Source organism: Micromonospora sp. NPDC048905, assembly GCF_040649655.1.
In the GTDB taxonomy this organism is placed as follows: domain Bacteria; phylum Actinomycetota; class Actinomycetes; order Mycobacteriales; family Micromonosporaceae; genus Micromonospora.
Genome location: NZ_JBEZFV010000008.1, coordinates 84,611 through 110,065 on the forward strand (window position 1 = coordinate 84,611; position 25,455 = coordinate 110,065).

The 25,455-nt window shown below is 70.7% G+C and carries 21 protein-coding genes and 1 tRNA gene; 15 read left to right on the forward strand and 7 right to left on the reverse strand.

Annotated features, from left to right (window positions below):
* The first annotated feature begins 312 nt into the window (after window positions 1–312).
* The 5 genes from AB0C01_RS21665 to AB0C01_RS21685 all read left to right on the forward strand — a co-directional run bounded on the left by AB0C01_RS21665 (window position 313) and on the right by AB0C01_RS21685 (window position 8,411).
* A complete protein-coding gene (locus AB0C01_RS21665; RefSeq protein ID WP_357571938.1) occupies window positions 313–2,670 on the forward strand; it encodes a sodium-translocating pyrophosphatase in 2,358 nt (785 codons plus the stop codon).
* Window positions 2,671–2,773: 103 nt separating this feature from the next.
* Window positions 2,774–3,313 carry a hypothetical protein gene (locus AB0C01_RS21670; protein WP_357251705.1) on the forward strand — a complete coding sequence of 180 codons (540 nt, stop codon included), beginning with the start codon at window positions 2,774–2,776 and terminating at the stop codon, window positions 3,311–3,313.
* Window positions 3,304–4,020, forward strand: a complete 717-nt coding sequence (locus tag AB0C01_RS21675) for a hypothetical protein (RefSeq protein ID WP_357571939.1) — start codon at window positions 3,304–3,306, stop codon at window positions 4,018–4,020. Before AB0C01_RS21670 ends, AB0C01_RS21675 begins: the two co-directional genes overlap by 10 nt.
* A gap of 444 nt (window positions 4,021–4,464) precedes the next feature.
* A complete protein-coding gene (topA, locus tag AB0C01_RS21680; protein ID WP_357571940.1) occupies window positions 4,465–7,326 on the forward strand; it encodes a type I DNA topoisomerase in 2,862 nt (953 codons plus the stop codon).
* Between the two features lie 119 nt (window positions 7,327–7,445).
* A complete protein-coding gene (locus tag AB0C01_RS21685; RefSeq protein WP_357571941.1) occupies window positions 7,446–8,411 on the forward strand; it encodes a DUF559 domain-containing protein in 966 nt (321 codons plus the stop codon).
* A gap of 102 nt (window positions 8,412–8,513) precedes the next feature.
* On the opposite strand, the gene AB0C01_RS21690 is transcribed toward AB0C01_RS21685, so the two are convergent.
* The gene (locus AB0C01_RS21690; protein ID WP_357571943.1) at window positions 8,514–9,830 is read right to left on the reverse strand and encodes a D-arabinono-1,4-lactone oxidase; all 1,317 of its coding nucleotides are present in this window, start codon (window positions 9,828–9,830) and stop codon (window positions 8,514–8,516) included.
* Window positions 9,831–10,056: 226 nt separating this feature from the next.
* On the opposite strand from AB0C01_RS21690, the gene AB0C01_RS21695 reads away from it, so the two are divergent.
* Complete coding sequence (locus AB0C01_RS21695) at window positions 10,057–10,659, forward strand: TetR family transcriptional regulator (RefSeq protein ID WP_357252045.1); 603 nt, start codon at window positions 10,057–10,059, stop codon at window positions 10,657–10,659.
* 13 nt (window positions 10,660–10,672) lie between these two features.
* Here AB0C01_RS21695 and AB0C01_RS21700 read toward each other — a convergent pair whose 3' ends face one another.
* Window positions 10,673–11,878 carry an amino acid deaminase/aldolase gene (locus tag AB0C01_RS21700; RefSeq protein WP_357251721.1) on the reverse strand — a complete coding sequence of 402 codons (1,206 nt, stop codon included), beginning with the start codon at window positions 11,876–11,878 and terminating at the stop codon, window positions 10,673–10,675.
* 316 nt (window positions 11,879–12,194) lie between these two features.
* Here AB0C01_RS21700 and tmk point away from each other — a divergent pair, with 316 nt between their 5' ends.
* The 6 genes from tmk to ricT all read left to right on the forward strand — a co-directional run bounded on the left by tmk (window position 12,195) and on the right by ricT (window position 18,119).
* Window positions 12,195–14,285: a dTMP kinase gene (gene tmk, locus AB0C01_RS21705; RefSeq protein WP_357252048.1), complete on the forward strand. Its 2,091-nt coding sequence runs from the start codon at window positions 12,195–12,197 to the stop codon at window positions 14,283–14,285.
* Complete coding sequence (locus AB0C01_RS21710) at window positions 14,285–15,565, forward strand: DNA polymerase III subunit delta' (protein ID WP_357251723.1); 1,281 nt, start codon at window positions 14,285–14,287, stop codon at window positions 15,563–15,565. Before tmk ends, AB0C01_RS21710 begins: the two co-directional genes overlap by 1 nt.
* Before the next feature lie 122 nt (window positions 15,566–15,687).
* Window positions 15,688–16,017, forward strand: coding sequence for a YbaB/EbfC family nucleoid-associated protein (locus AB0C01_RS21715; RefSeq protein WP_355027350.1), 330 nt, complete (start codon window positions 15,688–15,690; stop codon window positions 16,015–16,017).
* Between the two features lies 1 nt (window position 16,018).
* Window positions 16,019–16,324 (forward strand): hypothetical protein, encoded by a 306-nt coding sequence (locus AB0C01_RS21720; protein ID WP_357251728.1) that lies wholly within the window; start codon window positions 16,019–16,021, stop codon window positions 16,322–16,324.
* Window positions 16,324–17,004, forward strand: a complete 681-nt coding sequence (locus AB0C01_RS21725; protein WP_357251731.1) for a hypothetical protein — start codon at window positions 16,324–16,326, stop codon at window positions 17,002–17,004. Before AB0C01_RS21720 ends, AB0C01_RS21725 begins: the two co-directional genes overlap by 1 nt.
* A 275-nt stretch (window positions 17,005–17,279) precedes the next feature.
* Window positions 17,280–18,119, forward strand: coding sequence for a regulatory iron-sulfur-containing complex subunit RicT (gene ricT, locus AB0C01_RS21730; protein ID WP_357251733.1), 840 nt, complete (start codon window positions 17,280–17,282; stop codon window positions 18,117–18,119).
* A gap of 91 nt (window positions 18,120–18,210) precedes the next feature.
* On the opposite strand, the gene AB0C01_RS21735 is transcribed toward ricT, so the two are convergent.
* Window positions 18,211–19,947 carry a metallophosphoesterase gene (locus AB0C01_RS21735; RefSeq protein WP_357571945.1) on the reverse strand — a complete coding sequence of 579 codons (1,737 nt, stop codon included), beginning with the start codon at window positions 19,945–19,947 and terminating at the stop codon, window positions 18,211–18,213.
* A gap of 143 nt (window positions 19,948–20,090) precedes the next feature.
* Here AB0C01_RS21735 and AB0C01_RS21740 point away from each other — a divergent pair.
* Window positions 20,091–20,164, forward strand: a tRNA-Thr gene (locus tag AB0C01_RS21740).
* A gap of 71 nt (window positions 20,165–20,235) precedes the next feature.
* On the opposite strand, the gene AB0C01_RS21745 is transcribed toward AB0C01_RS21740, so the two are convergent.
* Complete coding sequence (locus tag AB0C01_RS21745) at window positions 20,236–20,781, reverse strand: GNAT family N-acetyltransferase (RefSeq protein ID WP_357251738.1); 546 nt, start codon at window positions 20,779–20,781, stop codon at window positions 20,236–20,238.
* A gap of 145 nt (window positions 20,782–20,926) precedes the next feature.
* Here AB0C01_RS21745 and AB0C01_RS21750 point away from each other — a divergent pair, with 145 nt between their 5' ends.
* Complete coding sequence (locus AB0C01_RS21750; RefSeq protein ID WP_357251741.1) at window positions 20,927–21,559, forward strand: hypothetical protein; 633 nt, start codon at window positions 20,927–20,929, stop codon at window positions 21,557–21,559.
* Between the two features lie 77 nt (window positions 21,560–21,636).
* On the opposite strand, the gene AB0C01_RS21755 is transcribed toward AB0C01_RS21750, so the two are convergent.
* The 3 genes from AB0C01_RS21755 to AB0C01_RS21765 form a co-directional block, all read right to left on the reverse strand.
* On the reverse strand, window positions 21,637–22,401 hold the full coding sequence (locus AB0C01_RS21755; protein WP_357571946.1) for an LPXTG cell wall anchor domain-containing protein: 765 nt from the start codon (window positions 22,399–22,401) through the stop codon (window positions 21,637–21,639).
* A gap of 242 nt (window positions 22,402–22,643) precedes the next feature.
* Complete coding sequence (locus AB0C01_RS21760) at window positions 22,644–23,540, reverse strand: aminopeptidase (RefSeq protein WP_357251747.1); 897 nt, start codon at window positions 23,538–23,540, stop codon at window positions 22,644–22,646.
* Window positions 23,541–23,607: 67 nt separating this feature from the next.
* A complete protein-coding gene (locus AB0C01_RS21765) occupies window positions 23,608–24,003 on the reverse strand; it encodes a helix-turn-helix transcriptional regulator (RefSeq protein WP_355027340.1) in 396 nt (131 codons plus the stop codon).
* Window positions 24,004–24,291: 288 nt separating this feature from the next.
* Between AB0C01_RS21765 and AB0C01_RS21770 the strand changes: the two genes are divergently transcribed.
* Window positions 24,292–25,137 (forward strand): SGNH/GDSL hydrolase family protein, encoded by an 846-nt coding sequence (locus AB0C01_RS21770; protein ID WP_357571947.1) that lies wholly within the window; start codon window positions 24,292–24,294, stop codon window positions 25,135–25,137.
* The last annotated feature ends 318 nt before the right edge of the window (window positions 25,138–25,455 follow it).

The following is a 25,455-nucleotide window of genomic DNA, read 5'->3' on the forward strand; positions in this document are numbered from 1 at the left end:
GTTCCGCTGCGTAGGCCGTGTCCCCGGTTGGGGATGCGGCCTTCTTCGCATGGATCAAGCCCTATATCAGATTTCGTTTCATAACACAGCGATGAAGATCATCGCGACACGGTGGCACCTGCGTGTGACCTCCGACACTGCGGAGGGCTACAGTACCCGGGTTGTCAGCAAGTGATCCGTCCCGCAGCCAGCGGGTATGGGTGGTCATCGCTGGTCCGCTGGGGTTGACGCTCGCTTGCGAATTCCGCATCCAGGCGTCGGTCAGTGCGTCTCCACTCACCGGCGCGATTGTTCGGTAACAGGAGGACACAGATGTCCGAGACCTTGGCCGCCGACGGCGGGCTTTCCCTTACCGAAAGCAATGTCACCTACGTCGTCATCGCCGCGGTCGTCGCGCTGGTGGCACTCGGTTTCGCTGCCGCCCTGACGAAAACGGTGCTGGCCGCCGGTAAGGGCACCGAGAAAATGCAGGAGATCTCGGCGGCGGTCCAGGAGGGCGCCTCGGCCTACCTGCTCCGTCAATTCCGCACCCTGGCGATCTTCGTCGTCGTCGCCGTCGTGCTGCTCTTCCTGCTTCCGGTGCACGACACCGATGGCAGTGAGCTCGCGGTGAAGATCGGCCGCTCACTCTTCTTCGTGGTGGGCGCCCTGTTCAGCGCGTTCATCGGAGGCGCCGGCATGTGGTTGGCCACCCGCGCCAACCTGCGCGTGGCCGCCGCCGCGAGGGAGCGAGCAGGTGGCCGCGAAGCCGCCATGAAGATCGCCTTCCGGACCGGTGGCGTCGTCGGCTTCCTCACCGTCGGCCTCGGCCTCTTCGGCGCCGCGCTCGTCGTCCTCGTCTACCGGGGTGACGCGCCCACCGTGCTGGAGGGCTTCGGCTTCGGCGCCGCGCTGCTCGCGATGTTCATGCGGGTCGGCGGCGGCATCTTCACCAAGGCCGCCGACGTCGGCGCCGACCTGGTCGGCAAGGTCGAGCAGGGCATCCCCGAGGACGACCCGCGCAACGCCGCCACCATCGCCGACAACGTGGGCGACAACGTCGGTGACTGCGCCGGCATGGCCGCCGACCTGTTCGAGTCGTACGCGGTGACGCTCGTCGCCGCGCTGATCCTCGGCCGCGCCGCCTTCGGCGAGCAGGGTCTGGTCTTCCCGCTGATCATCTCCACCATCGGCGTGCTGATCGCGATCGTCGGCGTCTTCATCACCCGGCTGCGCGCGTCCGACCGCAACGCCCTGACCGCGATCAACCGGGCCTTCTACCTGTCGGCGGCGCTCTCCGCGGTGCTGGTGGCGATCGCCGCCTACGCGTACCTGCCGGCGACCTTCGGCGAGTTCGACAGCGGCCTCACCGACGCCCCGGGCAACCCGCGGCTGGTGGCCATCGGCGCGGTCGTGATCGGCATCGTGCTGGCCGGCGCGATCCAGGCGTTGACCGGCTACTTCACCGAGACCAACAGGCGGCCGGTGCAGGACATCGGCAAGAGCTCGCAGACCGGTGCGGCGACCGTGATCCTGGCCGGCATCAGCATCGGGCTGGAGTCGGCGGTCTACTCGGCGCTGCTGATCGGCGCCGGCGTCTTCGGCGCCTTCCTCCTCGGCGGCAGCTCCATCACGCTGTCGCTGTTCGCGGTGGCACTGGCCGGCACCGGCCTGCTCACCACGGTCGGCGTGATCGTCGCGATGGACACCTTCGGGCCGATCTCCGACAACGCCCAGGGCATCGCCGAGATGTCCGGCGACATCGACGAGCACGGCGCTCGCACGCTGACCGAGCTGGATGCGGTCGGCAACACCACCAAGGCGATCACCAAGGGCATCGCGATCGCCACGGCGGTGCTCGCCGCGACCGCGCTGTTCGGCTCGTACACCGACTCGCTCAGCAGCGCGTACGCGACGGCTGGCGTGGGCGACGTCGGCAACGAGATCCTCAACGCGCTGAACGTGGCGAACCCGCGCAACCTGGTCGGCCTGATCATCGGCGCGGCGGTGGTCTTCCTCTTCTCCGGGCTGGCCATCAACGCGGTGTCCCGCTCGGCCGGTGCCGTGGTGATGGAGGTCCGCCGGCAGTTCCGTGAGCTGCCCGGCATCATGGACGGCACCCAGCGCCCGGAGTACGGCAAGGTCGTCGACATCTGCACCCGGGACGCGCAGCGCGAGCTGATGACCCCCGGCCTGCTCGCCATCCTGGCGCCGATCGCGGTCGGCTTCGGCCTCGGGCCCGGTGCGCTCGCGGCGTACCTGGCCGGTGCGATCGGTGCCGGCACCCTGATGGCGGTGTTCCTGTCCAACTCCGGTGGGGCCTGGGACAACGCCAAGAAGCTGGTCGAGGACGGCGCCTACGGCGGCAAGGGCTCCGAGGCGCACGCCGCCACGGTCATCGGCGACACCGTCGGCGACCCGTTCAAGGACACCGCCGGCCCGGCGATCAACCCGCTGATCAAGGTGATGAACCTGGTCTCGCTGCTGATCGCGCCCGCCGTGGTGGCCTGGAGCGTCGGCGACGAGCGCAACGTCGGCCTGCGGGTCGGCATCGCGCTGGTCGCGACGCTGATCATCGTGGCGTCGGTGGTGTTCAGCAAGCGCAAGGGCATCGCGATGTCCGATTCGGACGCCGATGGCAACACCGGCGCGGGCAGCAGCGATCACCGCCCGGAGACGGTCAACGCCTGACCCAGGACCGGTCCGGGGTCTCCGGTCGACGTAGCCCGTCGACCGGGGACCCCGGCCGTCCGGCCCGATGCCACACCTGGCCAAAGGCCGTACGCTGCAACGCATGCGTACGTGCCGGGCGTCTGCCGCCGGAAAGTTCACGGTGGTCCTGGCCACGATCGTCGTCCTGGCCGGCTGCGGCGGGGGCCCCAGCCCACGGGCCTGGGCGGCCTCGGTCTGCGGCGCGCTCACCCCGTGGCGCTCCGAGATCAACAAGCTGACCAGCAGCACCGACGAGCAGATGACCGCGCAGACCACGCCGGCGCAGGCCAAGGAGAACCTGGTGCGGCTCTTCGACGGGGCGGAGCGGGCCAGCGAGGCCGCCCGCCGCAAGGTGGAGAAGGCGGGCGTACCGGAGGCCGAGAACGGCGAGGCCATCTCCGCCGGTTTCCGCAGCTCACTGGGGATGATGCGGGACGCGTACGGCCGCGCCCGGGACACCATCGACGGGTTGGGCACCGGCGAGCCGACCGCCTTCTACGACGGCGTGCGGGCCGCCGTGGCGACCCTCAACACGGAGTACGACGCCAGCGCGCTGGACACCAGCAAGCTCAACTCCGAGGAGCTGAAAAAAGCCTTCGACGAGGTGCCGGAGTGTCACTGAGCGGGCTCGACGACACCGCGGCGGAACCACCGGCGCTGTTCCCCGCCCCCGAGTCCGACGCGCCCGCACCCGCGCGACGGCGGCGTGGGCCGCCCCACAACGGCCCCACCGCAGGTGACGACGTGGATCGGCAACTTGTCTTCTTCGGCGCGGAGGCGGCCGAGCCGACGATCGCCGACCTGGCCGGGCTGCTCGCCGGGCCGGGCGAGGTGGTCCGCATGGGCGGCACCGCCCGGCTCTCGGTGCAGGTGGACGCCGCGTGGCGGGTGCACGTGCTCGTCGCCGAGTTGGCGTCGCGGGGGCTGGCGGCGAGCTGGGAGCCGACCGAGGGCGAGCGACACGCCGTGCGGACGTCGTACACCCGGGTCCTGAAGCCGCTCGCCGCGGCCTGGCTGCACGGTACGGCGAAACGCCCGCCGGCCACCTTCCACCTGACCGGCCGGCGGCTGCGGTTGTGGCTCGCCGCGGCCGGGACGCCGGAGCCGCCCGATGGCTTCCTGTTGCGGCTCGGCGTGGACGACCGGGAGTGCTGGGAACCGATCGGTGTCGTGCTCGCCGCGGCCGGGCTCGCTGGCACGCTGCTCAGCCCGGTTGCGGGCGGCCCGGCCTACCTGATCAGCGGCCGGCGACGGTTGGACCGCCTCGCCGAACTGGTCGGTGGCCCGCCCCCGACGGCACCCGCCAGCGCCTGGCCGACCCGACCCTGAACCCCACCCGGCCCTGAACCCCGCCCGGCCCGGGTCGATCATGCAGTTGCGGTGGTGGACGAACTGCTTGTTCGGGCCTATAACGCCCACCACAAGTCCATGATCGACGGGATTCGGCGGCGAGGCGGGGTGTCCGGTGCCGGACAGCCGACAGGCCCTATCCAGGCGGAAAACGGGCGGGTCGACCCTCGGTCGTAGGCCCGCCATCGTCACAGTGACCCTCTTCGAGCCCTACCCACGGTGTACGGTGGCGCCGTCCGGCAGTGCCGAGCGCGGCGGGGCGAGAGTTGACCGTCGCGCGGTGGCGGTTTGCCGCCCGCGAAACCCGAAACGCGGGCGGCGCGTTACGTTGGACATCCGGACCGCCGGTGCGACGGCGGGGTCGAAGGCGGTCGCTGTCCGGGCGCTGGCAGGCCACGAGCAGGAGTGAGGTCGGGGAGAGACGTGCCGAGCAAAGCTGGAACCACCCGTCTGGTCATCGTCGAGTCACCGGCGAAGGCCAAGACGATCTCGGGCTACCTCGGCCCGGGGTACGTCGTGGAGGCCAGCTTCGGTCACGTCCGCGACCTGCCGCGCAACGCCGCCGATGTGCCGGCCAAATACAAGAAGGAGCCCTGGGCCCGGCTCGGGGTGGACGTGGACAACGGCTTCCAGGCGCTCTACGTCGTCTCCGCCGACCGCAAGCAGCAGATCAGCAAGCTGGTGAAGCTGGCCAAGGAGGTCGACGAGATCTTCCTGGCTACGGATGAGGACCGCGAGGGCGAAGCCATCGCCTGGCACCTGGTCGAGACGCTCAAGCCCAAGGTCCCGGTCAAGCGGATGGTCTTCCACGAGATCACCAAGCCGGCGATCCAGGCGGCGGTGGCCAACCCCCGGGAGATCGACCGCGATCTGGTCGACGCCCAGGAGGCGCGCCGGATCCTCGACCGGCTGTACGGCTACGAGGTCTCCCCGGTGCTGTGGAAGAAGGTCATGCCGAGGCTCTCGGCCGGCCGGGTGCAGTCCGTGGCGACCCGCATCGTGGTTGAGCGGGAACGGCAGCGGATGGCCTTCCGCACCGCCGAGTACTGGGACATCCTGGCCACCCTCGCCGTGTCCAACGCCGGCGAGGGCCCGCGCGCGTTCAACGCCACCCTGATCGCCCTGAACGGCGACCGGATCGCCACCGGCAAGGACTTCGAGCCCACCACCGGCCGGGTGAAGCCCGGTGCCGGGGTCGTCCACCTGGACGAGAGTGGCGCCCGGGGTCTCGCGGCCCGCCTCGACGGGCGGCCGTTCACCGTCACCCGGGTCGAGGAGAAGCCCTACCGTCGCCGCCCCTACGCGCCGTTCATCACCTCGACCCTCCAGCAGGAGGCGGCCCGCAAGCTGCGCCTGTCCTCGCAGCAGACGATGCGCACCGCGCAGCGGCTCTACGAGAACGGCTACATCACCTATATGCGTACCGACTCGGTCAACCTGTCGGAGACCGCCATCTCGGCGGCTCGTCGGCAGATCGTCGAGCTGTACGGCGAGCGCAGCGTGCCGCCGGAGCCGCGTCGCTACACCGGCAAGGTGAAGAACGCGCAGGAGGCGCACGAGGCGATCCGCCCGGCGGGGGACAACTTCCGTACCCCGGGCGAGGTGGCCAAGGAGCTGTCCGCCGAGGAGTTCAAGCTCTACGAGCTGATCTGGCGGCGCACCATCGCCTCGCAGATGACCGATGCGGTCGGCTCCAGCGTGTCGGTGCGCATCCGGGCGGTCTCCACCTCGCAGGAGGAGGCCGACTTCGGCGCGACCGGCAAGACCATCACCGACCCGGGCTTCCTGCGGGCGTACGTGGAGTCCAGCGACGACGAGAACGCCGAGGCGGAGGACGCCGAGCGCCGGCTGCCCACCCTGGTCAAGGACCAGCCGCTGACCGCCGACGAGCTGGCCGCGCAGGGCCACCACACCCAGCCGCCGTCGCGCTACACCGAGGCGTCGCTGGTGAAGGCCCTGGAAGAGTTGGGCATCGGCCGCCCGTCCACCTACGCGTCGATCATGCAGACGATCCAGGACCGGGGGTACGTCACCAAGCGCGGGCAGGCGATGATCCCGACCTTCCTGGCGTTCGCGGTGATCGGGCTGCTGGAGCGGCACTACCCGCGCCTGATCGACTACGACTTCACCGCCACGATGGAAAACGAGCTGGACGAGATCGCCGGCGGTGACCACGCCGCTGTCGACTTCCTCACCGCGTTCTACTTCGGCAGCTCCAACGGTGCCGGTGACCAGGACATCGCCCGTTCCGGTGGGCTGAAGAAGCTGGTCACCGAAAACCTGAGCGACATCGACGCCCGCAGCGTCAACTCCATCCCGCTCTTCACCGACGACGAGGGCCGCGAGGTCGTCGTCCGGGTCGGCCGGTACGGGCCGTACCTGCAACGGGAGTTGCCCGGCGGCGAGCAGCCGGCACCGGCAGCCCCGGCTGAGGGCGAGGAGGGCGGCACCCAGGGCGGTGACCGTGCGCCGATCCCCGAGGGCCTGGCCCCGGACGAGCTGACCCCGGAGAAGGTGCACGAGCTGTTCCTCGGCGGCAGCGGCGAGCGCAAGCTCGGCGACGACCCCGGCACCGGCGAGCCGATCGTGCTCAAGTCCGGCCGGTTCGGCCCGTACGTGTCCAGCGGTGAGCGCAAGTCGTCGCTGCTGCGGACGCAGACCCCGGACTCGCTCACCCTGGAAGAGGCGCTCAAGCTGCTCAGCCTGCCCCGGCTGATCGGTGTCGCACCGGACGGCGTCGAGGTCTTCGCCAACAACGGCCGCTACGGCCCGTACGTGAAGCGGGGCGAGGAGTTCCGCTCGCTGGAGTCCGAAGACCAGATGTTCACGGTGGGCCTGGACGAGGCGCTGGCGCTGCTGGCCGCCCCGAAGGCCCGTGGACGGCGGGCAGCGGCGCCGCCCCTGCGGGAGATGGGCGTCGACCCGGCGACCGAGAAGCCAATGGTGATCAAGGACGGTCGGTTCGGCCCGTACGTCACCGACGGTGAGTTCAACGCGTCGCTGCGGCGCGGGCAGACTCCGGAGGCGCTGACCATCGAGGAAGCGTCCGAGATGCTGGCCGAGAAGCGTGCCAAGGGTCCGGCGCCGCGGAAGAAGGCGGCGGCGAAGAAGGCTCCCGCCAAGAAGGCCACGGCCACGAAGAAGGCCACGGCCACCAAGAAGACGGCTGCCGCCAGCAAGTCCACGGCCGCGAAGAAGACGACGACGGCCAAGGCCACCACCGCGGCGAAGAAGGCCCCGGCGAAGAAGGCCGCCCCGCGCAAGGCCGCGTCCAGCACGGAGTAGCCCCGCACGACAGGAGATCTTGGAAGGAAAGTGCCCCGGGAGGGGCGGTTTCCCTCCAAGATCTCGTCGTTGTCCACAGGGACTGCCGTTCGGGTCGGCCATCGGGAGACTTGACGGTCATGAGTCTCCGGAGGGCGTCGTCGCCGGCTGCCTGGGCTCGCCGGCTGCCGAGCGATGACGCGGACGAGCTGAGCTGGCTGCTCTTTCATCAGAAGGACGTGTTGAGCCTCGCCCAGGCGAGGCGGCACCTGTCGCCCAAGGCCATCCGGCACCGGCTGGCGACCAGCAGGTGGCGACAGGTCCATCGCGCCGTGCTGGTCGCGCACAACGGACCGGTCAACGCCGGCCAACTCCGCTGGGTGGCCGTCCTCGCCGCGGGACCACAGGCGATCCTCGGGGGTCTGACCGCTGCACAGGCCGGAGGAGTACGAGGGTTCCCCGGCCGCCCGATCCACATCCTGCTCCCCGCCTCCTGCCGGCGTGGGTCGCTGCCCGCCGGTGTGGTGGCGCACCGGACCACGACACTGACGGACCAGGATGTGCTGGCGGTAGGCCAACCTCGACGGACCATGCCGGCTCGCTCAATCGTCGACGCCGCGCAGTGGGCGGGCGATGACCAGCAGGCACGCGCGATTGTCGCCGCCGCATTCCAACAACGACTCGTGGCCGCCGACGACCTGCACCTGGTCGTCGAACGGCTGCCCCGGGTCCGCCGTCGCCAGCTGATCCTGGCCACGGCAGCGGACGCGGCGGGTGGGTCACACTCGTTGCCGGAGTTGGACTTCCTGTGCCTGATCCGTCGTGCGGGGCTACCCGAACCGACGCGCCAGAAGATCCGCTATGACGAGACCGGGCGACGCCGTTACCTGGACGCCTACTTCGAGCAGTGGCGGGTGCACATCGAGGTCGACGGCGGGCAGCACCTCGATCCGCGCGCCTGGTGGGCGGACATGCGCCGGCAGAACGATCTGTGGATCGAAGGCGACCGCGTGCTGCGCTTCCCGGCCTGGGCCATCCGTGCCAAACCGGACGAGGTCGTCACCCAACTCCGTGCCGCCCTGGGCGCCGCAGGCTGGCCGGGCTGACATTCACAGACCTTGGAAGCAAACCGCCCCTCCCCGGGCACTTTCCTTCCAAGATCTCCGGGCGGGGCGGCGGGGCCGGCGGGGCGGGGCCGGCGGGGGCCGTCAGGCGCCGAGGACGTGGGTCAGGTGGGGGCTGGTGAAGACGCGGTCGGGGTCGAGGCGGTCGCGGACGGCCTGGAAGTCGGCGAAGCGGGGGTACGCCGTGGCCAGCGAGGCGGCGTCGCGGTAGTGCAGCTTGCCCCAGTGCGGGCGGCCACCCAGCCCGGCGGTGACCTTCTCGAAGGCCCGGAAGTACGGCTCGTACGGCATGCCGACGTACTGGTGCACGGCGATGTAGGCGTTGTCCCGCCCGTAGCCGTGCGAGAGCCAGATGTCGTCGGCGGCGGTGAATCGCACCTCCACCGGAAAGAGCACCTTGAACGGCAGCCCGTCCACGATCCGCTGGAGCGCGGCGAGCGCCTCGGGTAACGCCTCGCGGGGCAGGCCGTACTCCATCTCCACGAAGCGGACCCGGCGCGGGGTGCAGAAGACCCGGTCGGAGCGGCCGGTGTACCGACGTTCGGTGAGGGCGCGGGCGGAGACCGCGCTGATGCCCGGGGCCAGCGCGGGCACGGCCCGGCCGAGTCGGCAGGCGCCGGCGAAGACCCGGTTGGCGAGGAAGTCGTCGTCCAGCCAGCCGCGCCAGCGGGGCAGTGGCCGGTCGTTGGCCGGTACCCGGTCGTTGGTCTTGACCTGCACTCGCGAGGTGTAGGGGAACCAGTAGAACTCGACGTGGTCGTGCGAGCCGATCAACGTGGGCAGGTCGCCGAGGACGTCGGCCAGTTCGGCGGGACGTTCGTGGGCGTGCAGTACGAAGGCGTCCACGCAGCGCAGGGTTACCTCGACCAGGACGCCGAGCGCGCCGAGTGACACCCGGGCGGCGGCGAACACGTCGGGATGCTCGTCGGCGGTGCAGCGCAGCACCTCACCGGTGCCGGTGACCAGGGTGATCGCCTCGACGAAGGTGGACAGGCACCCGTAGCCGGCTCCGGTGCCGTGGGTGCCCGTGGAGATCGCCCCGGCCACCGTCTGCGCGTCGATGTCGCCGAGGTTGGGCAGTGCGAGGCCGTGCCGGGCGAGCAGGCCGTTGAGTGCGTGCAGGGTCATTCCCGCCGGTACGGTGACCAGTCGGTGCGCGACGTCGACGCTGACGACCGTGTCCAGCTCGGACAGTTCCATCCGGCGGTCGTCGGCGAGCGCGACGGCGGTGAACGAGTGGCCGCTGCCGGTCACGCGGATCCGGGCACCGTCGGCCGCGGCCGATCGGACGGCTTCGGCGACAGCTGTCGGCGAGCCGGGGCGCAGGATCGCGGTGGCGCTGCCACGCTGGTTGCCGGCCCAGTTGGACCATTCAGCGGCGAGCGGTGCGGTGACGACCATGCGCACTCCTCATTCATGAATATGAAGTGACTTCATATCAGGAACGTTGTGCCTGGTAAATACCGCAATTGCGATCCGCTCGTTGTACCGGTAGTCACGGACTCGTGACGTGGAGATATGTTCATCCGTCGAAGGGGGGTGGCGCCGAGTGTCCACACCAGCCGCCACGACCGGGCCGCTGCGCCGCGTTCCGGTGCAGGGTCGAAGTGTCGCGCGGGTCCAGCGCATGTTGGATGCCTGCGCCGAGCTCGTCGACGAGGTGGGGTACGAGGGGCTGACCACGACCCTGCTCGCCGAGCGTGCCGAAGTGGCGATCGGGTCGGTCTACCAGTTCTTCCCGGACAAACGGGCGATCGTGCAGGCGCTGACCCTGCGGACGATGGAGTCCTATCTCCAACGCCTCGACGAGCGGTTCGCCTCCGACAAGATGACCCACTGGTGGGATGGCGTCGACGCGGGGATCGACGAGTACATCACGATGCACCGCACCGTCCCCGGCTTCCGTACCCTGCACTTCGGCGACGTGGTCGACCTGCACCTGCTCGACGAGCAGCGGGACAACAACGGCGTGATCGCCGACCAGTTGGCGCAGGTGCTCACCGAGCGGTTCGGGCTCACCGACGTACCGAAGCTCCGTTTCGTCCTGGAGATCGCGGTCGAGGCGGCGGACGCGCTGATCAAGCTCGCGTTCCGACGCAAGTCCGACGGCGACGAGCGGGTGCTGCTGGAGGCGAAGGCGCTGATCCGGGAATACCTGCACCGCCAGGTCGACGGCCCGGACAGCGACCGGTCCACCGTTGGGCAGACCGAGGTGGCCCAACCGGCGTGAGCCGGCGCGGGCCTCAGAGGAAGGCCTGCCCCTCACCCCGGTAGGTGGGGATGGTCGCCGCGACCACGTCCCCCTCGACCAGGTGCAGCTCGTTGACCCGTTCGCACAGCTCACCAGCCTTGGCGTGCCGGAACCACACCCGGTCGCCCACCCGCAGGGTGGCCGCCGCCGCGCCGGACAGCGGAGTCTGCACCTCACCGGCACCCTCGGTGCCGACCAGCTTGAGCCCGGCCGGCAGCCACGGCCGGGGCAGTCGGCTGTCGGCCGCCGGGCCGGAGGCGATCCAACCGCCGCCGAGCACGGTGGCCAGCTCCGGCGTCGGCCGGCGGACCACCGCACAGGCGAAGAAGGCCGCCGGGGTGGGTCGCCAGGCGCGGTACGCGTCGAACAGCGTCGGCCCGTACAGGCCCGATCCCGCGGTGACCTCGGTGACCGCGGGATCGGCGCTGGTCGCGGCCACGCTGCCGGTGCCGCCGCCGTTGACGAATTCCAGGTCGGCGTGCTCGCGTACCGCGGCCACCGCCGCGCCCCGGCGGGCCAGCAACTCGCGGTACGACCCGCGCTGGGCCAGCCTGATCGCGCCGGCCAGCAGCGTCTTCCCCGGCGGCGCGTCACCCAGGCCGGCGATCTGCGCCTCGTACGACATCAGCCCGACCAGCCGGAAGCCGGCCCGGTCGGCGACGGTGGCGGCGAGCGCGCCGGCCGCCCGGGCGCTGTGCACGGGCGAGCGGCGGACGCCGACGTGCACCCCGCGCAGCGGTCGCCAGGAGGCGTCCAGGTCCAGACAGAGCCGCAGCTCGGCGCGTTGCCCCGGGGCGCGGACGTCGTCGATGAGGTCGAGCTGCCCGGTGCCGTCGATCATCAGGGTGATCGCGGCGGCGAGCGTCGGGTCGGCGGCCAGCTCGGCGAGTGCGGCCCGGTCCACGCTCGGGTACGCGACTAGCACGTCGTCGCTCACTCCGGCCCGGACCAGCCAGATCGCCTCGGGCAGGGTGAACGCCATCACGCCCTGCCAACCCGGTCGGGCGAGGGCTCGGCTGATCAACTCGCGGGCACGGACCGACTTGCTCGCCAGTCGGACCGGTTTGCCGGCGGCGCGATCGGCCAGGGCGACCGAATTGGCGTCGAAGGCGGTGATGTCGACCACGGCGTAGGGCGGGTCGAGGTGGGCGGTCGCCCGATCCAGGCGCTCGCGAAGTTTGTCGCTTTCGATGGCCACGTGTGCACGCTAACTGTCCGGCGGTAAATGCGAAATACCCTCGCGTACGTCCGGGCTGCGGCCGGTGCCTCCGGCGGCCTAGGCTCAGCGAGCAGGAGAATGTCATCGGTGGGGCCGCCCCCACCCGGTCTAGAGTGTTCCACCGGAGGCGCCCAGCGATGGGCCGGCACGTGGAGGTACGGCCATCGAAAGCCAGAACGGCGGCGAGTCGCACGGCGTGTCGCGCTCGGGAGAGCAGTCGGAGAACGCCGCCAACCAGTCCAGCTCCGGCCAGGTGGATCCGTCCGGCTACGCCGCGATCCGCTCGGTCCTGCGGATCAGGCCGTTCCGGCGGCTCTGGATCGTGCTCGGCGCCGCCTCCTTCGGCGACTGGCTCGGCCTGCTGGCCACCGCCCTCTTCGCCGCCTCTCAGGTGCAGGGCAGCACCGCCCAGGGCGCCGCGTTCGGTGGGGTCACCGCGATCCGGCTGCTGCCCGCGCTGGTGCTCGGCCCGGTGGCCGGCGTCTTCGCCGACCGGTTCGACAGGCGCTGGACGATGGTCATCTGTGACCTGCTGCGCTTCGTGCTCTTCGCCTCCATCCCGCTCTACGCCCTCTCCGGCGCCGCGGGCGGTCTGGTGGTCGGCTGGGCGCTGATCGCCACCTTCCTGATCGAGTCGCTCACCCTGCTCTGGATCCCGGCCAAGGAGGCCGCGGTCCCCAACCTGATCCCGCGCGCCCGGCTGGAGGCGGCCAACCAGCTCACACTGATCACCACGTACGGCCTCACCCCGATCGCCGCCGCCGTCGGCCTGGCCGTGCTCGACAAGGGCGTCCGTGGAGCCGTCGGCGGCGACCTGCCGAACTGGGCCGAGCCCGCTCAGCTCGCGCTCTGGATCAACTCCCTGTCCCGGCTCGCCACCGCACTTGTGGTGGCGTTCGGGATCAAGGAGATCAGCGAGGCGCAACGCGGCGAGGTCGAACGTGCCGAGCAGAGCATGTTCCGGCAGTTTGCCGAGGGCTGGAAGTACATCGGCAAGACCCCGCTGGTGCGTGGTCTGGTGCTGGGCATCTTCGGCGCGTTCGCCGGTGGCGGCATCGTGGTCGGCACGGCCAAGTTCTTCGCCAACTCGCTCGGCGCTGGCGACGCCGCGTTCTCGCTGCTCTTCGGTGCCATGTTCGCCGGTCTGGCCCTCGGCATCGGGCTCGGTCCGATGGTCGTCAAGGACATGTCCCGGCGGCGGTGGTTCGGGATGAGCATCGTGCTGGCCAGCGCCGCGGTGATGACCCTCGCCTTCGCCATCCACCTGTCCATGGCGATCGTCGGCGCGGTCCTGGTCGGCGCGGGCGCCGGCATGGCGTTCCTGGCCGGCACCACGCTGCTGGGCGGCGAGGTGGCCGACGAGGTACGCGGCCGGGTGTTCGCGGTGGTGCAGATCGGCACCCGGTTGGTGCTGATCCTGGCCATCGGGCTGAGCAGCGTGTTGGTCGGCGTCGGCGGCTCCCGCGAGCTGACAATCGCCGACCTGGGCATCTCCATCTCGTCGACCCGGTTGCTGCTGCTCGCCGCCGGTGCCGCCGGCATCTTCGCCGGCATCAGCGCCTTCGGCCAGATGGACGACAAGAAGGGCGTGCCGGTCCTCGCCGACCTCTGGGGATCCATCCGGGGTCGTCCGCTGATGCCGGCCGAGCCGTTCGTCTCCGCCGGGCTCTTCGTGGTCTTCGAGGGCGGCGAGGGCGCGGGCAAGTCCACCCAGCTCACCGCGCTCGCCGAGCGGCTGCGCGGCCACGGACGTGAGGTCGTGGTCACCCGTGAGCCGGGGGCGACAGGTGTCGGTCGACGGATCCGGTCGCTCGTGCTGGACACCTCCGGCGACGACGCGCCGTCACCGCGCGCCGAGGCGCTGCTCTACGCCGCCGACCGGGCACACCACGTGGCCACCGTCGTCCGGCCCGCGCTGGTCCGCGGCGGCGTGGTGATCAGCGACAGGTACGTCGACTCGTCGCTGGCGTACCAGGGCGCCGGCCGGACACTCCCGGTCGACGAGGTGTCCTGGCTCTCCTCCTGGGCCACCGGCGGGCTCAAGCCCGACCTGGTGGTGCTGCTGGACGTCGAGCCGAAGACCGGTCTGTCCCGGGTGGTCTCCCGCAACACCGGCACCGACCGGCTGGAGGCCGAGTCGGTCGCCTTCCACGAGCGGGTCCGGTACGCCTTCCTCGACCTCGCCGCCGCCGACCCGAAGCGCTACCTGGTGCTCGACGCGTCCCGGTCGGTCGAGGAGATCAACCGGCAGGTGGTCCGCCGGGTCGAGGAGATGCTCGGCAAGCCGGGCGGCGTCGTGCACCCCCGGCCGGCGCAGGGCCCGGACACGTCGGTGCAGCCCGAGTTATCCGACGCGGAGTTGGTGACGATGGAGCACAAGACCTGATGCCGGACGTCTTCGCCGACCTGGTCGGTCAGGACGAGGCGGTCGTCGACCTGCGCCGGGCCGCCGCCGCCGCGGCTGCCGTTCTGCGCGCCGGCGCGGCCGACCGGGCACCCGCGCTGCTCACCGCCGGTGCCGCCGAGACGACCGGTGCCGCCGGCCCGGCCGGCGCTGCCGCCCCAGGCGGGATGGACCCGTCCGCCGGGATGACGCACGCCTGGATCTTCACCGGCCCGCCCGGCTCCGGTCGCTCGGTCGCCGCGCGGGCGTTCGCCGCCGCACTCCAGTGCGTGCACGGCACCGGCTGTGGCGAGTGCCCCGGCTGCCACACGACGATGGGCGGCACCCACGCCGACGTCCGGCTCGTGGTGCCGGAAGGGCTGTCCATCAGCGTCAACGAGATGCGGGCTCTGGTGCTCCGGGCGGCCAGCACCCCGTCCGGCGGGCGCTGGCAGGTGGTGGTCATCGAGGATGCCGACCGGCTCACCGAGGCCGCCGGCAACGCGCTGCTCAAGGCGATCGAGGAGCCTCCGCCGCGGACGGTCTTCCTGCTCTGCGCCCCGTCCACCCACCCGGACGACATCTCCGTGACCATCCGGTCCCGCTGTCGGGTCGTACCCCTGCGGCAGCCGCCGGCCGACGCGGTGGCCGAGGTGCTGGTCCGCCGGGACGGGATCGCGCCCGACGTGGCGCGGTGGGCGGCGGCGGCCGCGCAGGGGCACGTGGGTCGGGCCCGCAGGCTGGCCCGCGACCCGGAGGCCCGCAAGCGGCGCGAGGCGGTGCTCGCGGTGCCGCGCCGGTTGACAGGCGTCGGCGCGGCGTTCGACGCGGCGTCGGCGCTGATCGAGGCGGCCGAAGCGGAAGCCGGGGCGTCGGTCACCGAGGCCGACGCGACCGAGCGGGCGGCGCTGGAGACCGCGCTCGGCGCGGGCGGCACCGGTCGGGGTGCGGCCGGCGCGATCCGCGGCGCGGCCGGGCAGCTCAAGGAGCTGGAGAAACGGCAGAAGTCTCGCGCCACCCGCGCCCAGCGGGACGCACTGGACCGGGCGCTCGTCGACCTGGCCGGCTTCTACCGGGACGCGCTCACCATGGCGTTGCGCGCTCCCGTCGCCCCGGTGCACACCGACACCGCCGCACTGGCCGGCGCCGGCGCGCAGAAGTGGGACGCCGAGGGGTCGCTGCGCCGGCTGGAGGCCGTGCTCGCCTGCCGGGCGGCGATCGAGACGAACGTCAAGCCGCGGATCGCGGTCGAGGCGATGATGCTCGCCCTCTGGAAGGGCTGAACCGCAGCTTCCGGCGTTGTCCACAGGCATCGACAGGCCCGATTGTGGTGCGGTACGGTCCGGTGTGCCGAGGTGACGGCGGCGGCACGCTCAGTGATGGCTCATCCGGGAGGAGTCGGCCGATGCCACGGGGGGAGATCGACGAAGCCTGGATCGAGGAGGCGGTGCGGCGATACCGCCGGATCGAGCAGCTTCAGGCGGAGTTCGACCAGGCGGTGTCCACCGTCGAGGTGACCGTCCGGTCGCCTGACGGTCTGGTCGAGGTCGTCGTCACCGCCGGAGGGCGGATCACCCACGTCCGGTTCCTCGGCCCACTGCACACCCGCAACCCACGGGACGTCGCCGGCTCCGTGCAGGCGGCGGTCACCGCGGCCGCCGACGCCGCCGAGTGGGCGCGGGAGAAGCTGCACAACGAGACCTTCGCCGCCTACCGACCTCTCGCGGGGGCCTGAGATGGACACACTGGGCGCGCTCTCCGCCCGACTGGACGAGGCGAGCGCCACGCTCACCACGATCGCGCACACCGTCACCGCCAGCGACCCGGCTCAGGCCGCGTTCGGTGCCGACGCTCCGGGCCGCCCCGGCGAGATCGGTCGCGCGCTGCACCGGCAGTGGGTCACCGCCACCGACGACCGGGCCCGGGAGGCGCACACCGCCGCCGGTCGGCTGGCCGCCGCCGCCGCGGCGGTGCGGGAGGCCGCCGACCGCTACGCCGAGGTCGACCGGGCAGCCCGCCGCCGGCTCGCCGGGGAGCCCTGATGGACGCGCTGGACCGGCTCGCCGACCCCGGCCTCGACCTGCTGCGCCGGGTGGACCGGCTGATCGCCGCCGGCGTCCCGGAGGGGCACCGGGTCTGGCCGCTGCTGCGCCGGATGCAGGTGCTGCCCGGCGACGCGGTCCGCGGCTTCCTCGACCTGCACCCCGCGCCGCTCGCCGGCGCCGGGCACGCGGTGCGCCGGCTGGTCCGTGGGTACGACGACGTCTCCGCCGCGCTCACCGACTCGGTGCTCTGGTCCGGCCCGGCAGCCACCGCGTACGGGCAACAGCGGGCCGCGCTGCTGCGCCACCTCGACGAGGGGCCGGACAGCCTGGTCGGGCGGCTCGAATCCACAGCCGGTTACGCGGACGCGCTCGCCGACTGGGTGGAGGGCAGTCGTCTCGCGTTGGCCCGGACGTTGGCCGACGTGCTGCGCTCGGCCGAGGCGGTGGCCGTGGTCGCCGCCACCGCCCCGGGTCCGTCGACCCGCCCCGGGCCGGTCGGGCCGGGTGTGGCCGACGCGGCGGAGATCGCCGCGCGGGTGCTGGCGGTGCTCTGCGTCGCGTACGACGGTGCGGAGACACTGCTGCGTCAGTGGGCACCGAGCCTCGCCGAGACCGCGTGGCGTTCGCCGGTGGTCGGCCAGCCGCACTACGACCAGCCCACCCGCGTCGGCTGGTAGTCGCTCGCACGGGCCACGGCGTCGCTCGCGGGCGTCGGACCGGAGCCGGCGCCCACGGCGACGCCGTGGTCTTCCCCTGCACCCTCCGCAGGTCTGCCTTTCACTCAACGCCGCCGGGGGCGTGCTTGTCTGCTGTCCGGGTCCGGAATCAACCGTCCGGGCGAGGCGCAACGGCACGACGGGCCGCCCGGCAATCCGTCGAGTCGACGCTCATGGATGGCAGTTGGGGGATTGGCTGGTGCGTTCTTTGCGGTGATCCGTCGTAGGGTGGGGGGATGGGGATGCTCTGCGCGGTCAGCTTCAACAGGTACGGGCGCCTCTACTACCTCGATCCTGGCGAGTTGCGTCCGCAGGTGGGCGACAAGGTGCTGGTGCCCACCGACGACGGGCCCGAGGTGGCGGAGTGCGTGTGGGCTGCGCAGTGGGTCACCGAGGAGACCGACGGCTTTCCCCGGCTGGTGGGGGTCGCCGGCGACGACGACCTGCGCCGGGACGAGGAGTTACGGCGTCGTAAGGCCGAGGCGAAGGTGGCCGCGAAACGGCTGATCCGCTCGCACGGCCTGCCGATGAAGGTGGTGGCCGTCGACCACGTGCTCGGCTCCGCCGAGAGTGGCGGCGAGCGCAGCACCGTCTACTTCACCGCCCCGCACCGGGTGGACTTCCGTTCCCTGGTCCGTGATCTGGGCGCCACCCTGCACTGCCGGGTCGAGCTACGGCAGCTGTCCGCGCGCGACTCGGCGCGGGTGCAGGGCGGCATCGGCTCCTGCGGTCGCGACCTGTGCTGCGCGACGTTCCTCACCGACTTCGAGCCGGTGACCATCCGGATGGCCAAGGACCAGGACCTGCCCCTCAACCCGCTGCGCATCTCCGGCGCGTGTGGCCGGTTGATGTGCTGCCTCAAGTACGAGCACCCCCTGTACGCCAGGTTCCAGGAGACCGCCCCGGCGGTCGGCAGCCGGGTCTCCACGCCGGAGGGCGACGGCCGGGTCGTCGGCCACAGCGTCCCCCGGGACGCGGTGACGGTCCGTCTCGACGCGGACGGCTCCCGCTGCTCCTGCTCCCGCGCCTCCGTCTGCGCCCCCCGCCAAGCCCACGACCAGCACTACACCCCCTGACCCCGCCCCCTGCGCGGTGATCAAGAGGTTTGCGTCAGGGATCGTTCCCCGGATGACGCAAACCTCTTGATCAACCTGTGGGTGGTCACTCTCAGGGCAGGACTATCGGGGGTTCGGCCAGGTGGGCGGTCAGGCGTGACTTCGGGGTCAGCCAGCTCGCCGTGGGGGACTGGTCGGGGTTCACCTGCCAGTCGCGGGAAACCCGGTCCACCGCGACCGGGTAGATGGTCAGCGTGCCGTCCGGATCGATACGCAACCGCAGGAACGCCTTGGCGTCCTCGATGCCCTGCCCGGCGAACAGTTCGTTGACGTTCACCCCGCACGAGCCCGCCACCAGCAGGTACGCCGCCACCAACTGGCTGGCGACAAGGCCGATCACCGGTCCGTAGACCACGGTCGCGGCGACTGCCGGCAGCGGCCACGGCCATTCGTAGAACGGCAGCGCCAACCAGACCCAGGTGCCGCCAGCGGCCATCGCCACCTGAGCCACCCCGTGGCCGACGCCGAGAAGCCAGTGCCGGGCGTGCCGCTTACCGCTGGCGTTGGGCGGCTTCGCGAACAGCACCGCCGCCGCCACCGTCACGAGCACCATCAGCACCAGCGGGACGCTGAACAGTCGCTGATCGGTGCTGTCGGCCCAGTTCGCCGTCGCACCCGCCATGGCCAGCATCAGCAGGGTGTGCAGGATGCCGAGGAGGGTGGTGAAGCCAGGGTTACGGAACGGCAGCCGGGCGAAGATGCCCCAGCCGTAGCGACGGGAGCGGGCCGCGTCGGGATAGCGGGCCACCAGGTCGTACGGCTGTGTGCGGCTGGCCCGGCGGGCCAGCGTGTCGCGCGGCGGCACCTCGATGCGCTCCGGCAGCTTGTGGGTGGGGTACAGGTACGCCCCGCCGCCACCACAGGTGATCAACTGTCGGTCCGGGCTGGCGTAGCGGGCGTAGTGGTGCAGGTCGCCGGAGAGCAGCAGCCGCACCCGCGCCCCGGTCGGGTCGATGATCGTCCGGACGAAGTAGTCGATCGAGTCGTACGCCGCGGGGCTGTCGGCGGCCTTGACCCAGGTCGGCGACGGCGCGGCCAGGATCACCTTCGACTCCGGGCCGAGTCGTCGGGCCACCTCGTCGAAGTAGGCCAACTGCGGGTCGTCCAGGTACGAGCCGGACTGGTCGTCCAGACCGAGCAGCCACCAGCCGGCCGGCAACTCCACGGCGAAGTACGACCGCGACTGCCCGGTACGCCAGCCGGCGAAGTTGCGGTCCCGGGAGCGGACGAACAGCCGCAGGAAGGCGGTCAGTCCGTCGTACCAGTCGTGGTTGCCCGGCACCGCGAACAGCGTGGGGCGTTCGGGCGGGGTCAGCGGCAGCGCGGCCTGGTAGGGGCCCTTGCACCGGTTCTCGTACTCCTCGTAGGCCGCCGACGGGTACACCTGGTCGCCGCCCATCACCAGGGTCTGCGCCCGGGGCAGCCGGTGTCCGTCCACGGTCAGCTCCGGCTGCGCCAGCAGGTACGCGACCGAGTACGTGGCGTGGAAGCCGTCACCGAGGTCGGCCACGTAGTCGAGCCAGAGCCCGCCGTCCGGTCCCGCCTGGCGGAAGATGTCGTCGCCGAAGGCGTTCTGCAACTCGCGCTTGTCGAGGTAGGCGCCGAAGAGGATCGCCAGCAGCGTCCGGATGCCGGTGCTGATCAGCAGGAACGGCGCCAGCCACGGCACCGGCTTGCGCGGGGTGAAGCCCAGCTCCAGCGGATCGGTGGAGCGTGGCCGAGGCCGGACACGCTCGCCGTCGGGGTGATCGTCGGCCGCCGGAGCCCGGTCGTCGCGTTCGTCGCTCACCCGCCGCAGCGTAGTACCGGATCCGGCAAGGCGCTGTCCGGTAACGGCTCAGTTGGCAGTCGTTGTCCGGTTGCCGATGCTGGAAGCGCGGGGGTATCCCGTTCGGTGCGGGCCAACGGGGTGCCGTACACTTGCTGATCGTTGCCGCCTTAGCTCAGTCGGCTAGAGCGACGCACTCGTAATGCGTAGGTCGACGGTTCGATTCCGTCAGGCGGCTCAGTAGGAAAAGGGCCTCTGGCCTCGGGTGGAAGCCCGGGAGCCAGAGGCCCTTTTCTATGCCTTCAGGAGTCACAGCGGCGCGAGGATCATCAGGATCTCGTCTCGGTCATCGCCCTCGCCAAACCGCAGCGCCCCGGGCCACCGGCCGATCTCCTTCCAGCCGAGCCGACCGTAGAAGTCCTCCAGGCCGGCTCCACCTCGCGCGCACAGGCGCAGTTGTTCAAACCCCATCTCGTCACGGCCGATCTGCCGAACCCGATGCATCATCGCTGCGCCGATCCCGCGACCTCGGTGGTCGGGATGTGTTTGGACGCGGTTGACGGTGCCCCAGTGAGCCACGAGCGGATCCTCGTGACGGAACAGGTGCAGCCAACCTGCCAGTGTCCCGTCGACCACCGCCAGCAGGAGCCTGCTGCGCTGAGGATCAAGGCCGGCGATGAGGCGTTCGGCCACGGGAGCCACCTGTTCCGATCCGACGGGTGGGAACGCGAAGCCGACGGCACCGCCCAGGTTCGCTACCGCGATCCAGCATTCGACCAGCTCGCGTATCTGGCGGGCACTGATCTCGGACGGGTGACAGATCTGCTTGAACTCCACAAGGTCATGGCGGTTCATGACGGGAAGTATCGCGTATCGCGCCATCGGAAACATCAGCGCGCGAAAGTCACCGCGCTCTGGGCGCAGTCCCCCGCCACAGACCAGCACCCGGACCGGCGCCGACCCGCCGTGCGGACCACCGCGGCGGTGGCTTGATGCCAATATGGCCCACATGCAGCCTGCTCCGCGGGACGCCGCCACCACTGCGTCACCTGACGGCTCCACCATCCTGGCGTACGGCGAGCCACCCCGCGGCGGGCGAAGCACCCTGCTGATGGTCGGTGCTGCCGTCGCGGTCCTCCTGGGCTTCGATGCCGCGCCGTCGAATCGTTCGCCGGAGTCACGGCCGCCGCCCCAGCCAGCGGCCCCCACGGCTGCGGCGACGTCGGCTGGACCGGTGGCCTCCACCGCCGCGAGTCCAATCGCGACCCTGGAGCCGGCGAAGCGCTTCATCAAGAGCCGCGAGAAGCCATTCAACGGGGCATATCAGTCGGACATCAACGACAAGTTACTAGCTTCCACCTACCGCGGCGGTCGCTCCCTGAGTCTCTTCCGGGATCCCGCAATCACGACGCTGCCGGATCGCGTGGACGATGTCGCGCCGGAGTATCTGCGTGTCGACGGCGTTGAGGTTCGCGTCTACCGAACGGTCAGCGGCGAGGGAATTCAGCAGGCGGAGTGGATCCGCAACAGGATGTACTTCGTCCTGTTGTGGTGGCCTCCGCCAGATCCATACCAGATCTCCGAATCGGACATCCGGTGGATTGTCGGCGCCTCCATCAGCGGGCGTTTCTGAACACTTTCCGGCCTCGGCGCGACCGGCGCCGATCGCGCCCGGCTCGACGAATCATCGAGCCGGGCGCGTTGAACTAGTTATGCCACGAAGCGGGCACGGCGTCGGCGTCCGATCAGGTAGCCCGCGCCGCCGAGGAGCAGAAGCGCAGCGCCAATGCTGGCCACGATCATGGTGTTGGCACCGGTCACGGGCAGCCCGCCGCCGTCACCGCCGGCAGCGGCCTCGCTGGCGGAGGACGTCGGGGTCGGTGCAACGGTCGTCGTCGCGCTGGTCGTCGCGCTCGGCGTGGCGGTGGTCGTCGCGCTCGGCGTCGCGATCGGCGTGGCAGTCGACGTGGCGCTGGGCGTCGGCGTGGGCTGCGACGCGCAGTCAGCCGTACGTGCGGCGTACAGGTCGTTGTTCAGGTAAGCCAGGTAGGTGTCGACGGAGTCGGTTTTGAGCGTGTTCTGTGCGGCCTCCTTCACGTTGGTGCCAGCGCCCGTCATCGTCTGGTTCACCGCGATCCGCAGAGCCACTGACCAGGCCGTGTAAACGTCCGCCTTGAGGAAGGCCCGCAGCTCTGCCGAGGTGCCGTCCAGCGGCTTCTGGAGGGCGTCCTGCAGAGTGGGCAGCTTGTCCTTGCCTGCCGCTGCCAGGATCTGAGAGGCCAGCACCCGTACCTGGACAACGGTGGCGGTGTCCAGATCGATGGTGACAAGCTCGCGGATATCCTTGTACACCTTGCGCTCGACTGTCTGGCAGGCCGCGTTCAGCCCGGGCGATGGTGGTTGAGCCGCCGCCGGTGCGGCCGGAATCAGCAGCGCCAGCGCAATGAGGGCGCCGGCCGGGAACTTCAATTGCATGTTGGTTCTCTCCCCGTTATAGATCAAAACATGAAGATGTTACCGACGGCGAGCGAGAACGCAAGAAGCGGTGGCTGCTGTGGACCGTGCAATGAGGAAGGCCGCACCTATGGACCGCAAAAAGGCGGACCATGGTTACACTTCGCATTCATGCGCTGACCCAATGGGGCCAAGGGTTCGGTAGGAAAGGGCCAGAGGCTGATGTCCGTACCCTCGTGATCAACAGCGTTGGTTGGGGTGCGCTATGCCGGGAAGGTTTTGTCCGGGTCTTCGTGGCCGGTCAGCGGGACGCCCGTCTGATCCGTGGCCTCACGGGAACTGCGCAGCGTGCCGACGGCCGTCAACCCCGCCCCGGCGAGCGCGATCGCCGTCTCCACGGCCGACGACACCTCAAGGGAGTCTTCCCACGACGTGCTCACCACCATCCCCAAGACCAGGAAGACGCTCTGGTGAGGGTGGGCCATCTCCCACCACCCGGACCACACTCCGGCGAGATCCGAGTACGCGTTCGCCGTTGTGAGGGACAGCAGGAACAACCCCACCGGGAGCAGCCAACGGCGGTCGGCCCGCCATCCGGACAGCGCGAGTGCCCCGATGGACACGAGGGTGGCGAGCAGCGCCGGCCAGACCGTCCCGAGCAGGTCCGGCAGCGGATAGTCGACGAACTCCCGGGTCGAGTCCAGCCCGAACCAGGCGAGCAGCAGCAGCGCGACGGCCGCCGTCGCCACACCCCGCCGTCTGCCGCGGGACGGTAGTGCCACCACGGCGGCCGAGAGACAGACAACGCCGAGCGCCACGCCAAGCGCGGCGAGCCGTTGCCTGTCGATCGACTCGCGCCACGGCCCCAGGTTGGACGTCTCCGCTGCCGCTGGCCCGTAGGTCACCCAGCCCACGTCGACGACCTGCTCCTGATGCCAGAACAGTCTCTTGGCCGCCACCACGGCGAGGAGCACGACACCGGCGGCGACGGCCCACCGCACCCGGCGCGCGCCGCGATCCAGCAGGACGTAGCCGAGCAGTGCGAGCAGCATGACCAGGCCGAATTGCATCGATGCGGCTGGCATGGCGAGCAGCGCCGCCGCAGCCGAGAGCAGGCCGCCCGCGACGGATGCGACGAGCAGGCCGAACGGGAGACGCATGGCCGAGATCCTGACACGTGAGTCGGACGTGCGTGGCCCGGCGGCAGACCCACCCGTTTGACCGGGGCTACCTTCGGCGGGCCAGGTGTTGCAGCGTCGCTCGAATGACGGTCTTCTCCTCCGCCGAGACGTTGGGATCCATCAGGATGCGTGCGACCGCCCGCAGGTCGGGGTCGGTGCTCGGGTCGGGCGTGGGTGATGGCGGCGCGCCGTCCCAGCCCAGTATCTGCGAGGCCACCGAGCGCGGGATGCCGAGGCCGTCGCAGAACTGCTGGACCTGGGTGCGCTGCGGGTTGGCTATCTCGGCCCGGCGCCATCGGTAGATCGTCGAGCGGCCGATGCCGGTGCGCTGCTCGACGTCCTCGATGGACATGGCGCGTTCTCGGACGGCCTCGTCGAGGGCGCGTTTGATGAACCGCGCGAACGCGATGACCCGGGGATCTTGGCTGGCACTCGCTGACACAGGGTGATCGTAAGTGCCGCATGTGGGACTCCGTTGCCGGACCCGAGTGTAGTGCCAGATTCGGCTCCGGCTGCTGGCCAGCGAGGCGGCTTGAAGGGCCGCTTCCTGCTGCGATTACGGAGAGCAGCCCTGTCAACAAAGATCGACCACCATTAACCGAAAGTACGTGTCATTGCCACACTTGGCACTGAGTGGTGGACGCGGTACCGTCAGTGCCACGAATGGCATTACCAGTGCCAGGCCTGGTCCGTGGCGAGCGAGTCGCCGCGTGCGTACGGGGGAGAGTCGATGAAACTACGTCCTGTGTTGGTGAGTGCCGCCGCCCTTGTCCTCGTGGCGATCGGCCTGTCCATTCCGTCGGGGACACCCGTCGCCGCCCAGGCCGCGGCTGCCGCCGCCTGCCCGGAGCCGGCGCGACCCACGGTGAAGATTCTGACCGTGGGTGACTCGATCACCGCGGGCGCGACGATGACCGCATCGGAGACCGCCGGCTACCGCGAGGAGTTGGGGTGGCTGTTCGGTCAGTTCTGCCAACCGTACGAGTTTGTCGTCGCCGCCGCCGGAGGCACCACCTGCAACTACTGGTCGTCGCGGATGGCGGGTCTGGTCACCACGCACCGGCCCGACGTGATCCTGCTGAACTGCGGGACCAACAACAACCTGTCGAACGCCACCTCGGCGCAGATCACCGCCTTCGAGAGCACCTACCGCGCGCTCTTCGACACCGCGCTGGATCTGGACCCGGACGTGCTCATGTACCCGTCCTGGGTGCAGTACAGCTCCGGGCACGGCACCGACGGCTGCACGACCCCACCCGGTCCAAGTCCCGCCTGGCTCCCGGCGAGCGAAGCCAAGGTCAACGACGCGATCTACCGCAGCATCAAGGTGATCGACGAGTACGGCAGCCGCGTACCAAACTTCATCGACTACCAGCCCATCCCGGAAGGCTATCTGGACCAGTGCGGCGTGCACCCCACGCCGGGCGGTTACACCGTGATGGGCCGGCTGGCATTCAACACCATCGCACCCCGGCTGGGCCTCCCGACGGCACCGCTGCCGTGCGGGTTGGTGGGCCGGCGGCCGGGCTACCCGGTCGGCAACTGGGTTCCCTGCGCCAGGATGAACCTCAACTGAGGCGGGTCCGGTCACTGCGGTGACCCGACGCGCCACCGGGCAGCGACCACCTTCTGCCGGCTCTGCCCATCCTGGGTAGGGCCGGCTTCGTCGTTGGTCGATGAGCGCAACCAGCCCGCTGACCAAAGCGTGTGTCCGTGCAGTGGGCTCGCTTCGGCTGGACGGGTGCGAGATCATGTTTATCTGCCGAGCTTTCCTCCGGCCCAATCCCGGCAGGTCAGTGCGGCAGCTCCGTACCTCACGTGGATCGGGACGACGCCTACCGGGGGGAGGCTGCATGTGGCTCGAACAGGGTGGCAGCGCCCCTTCCGGTGTGGC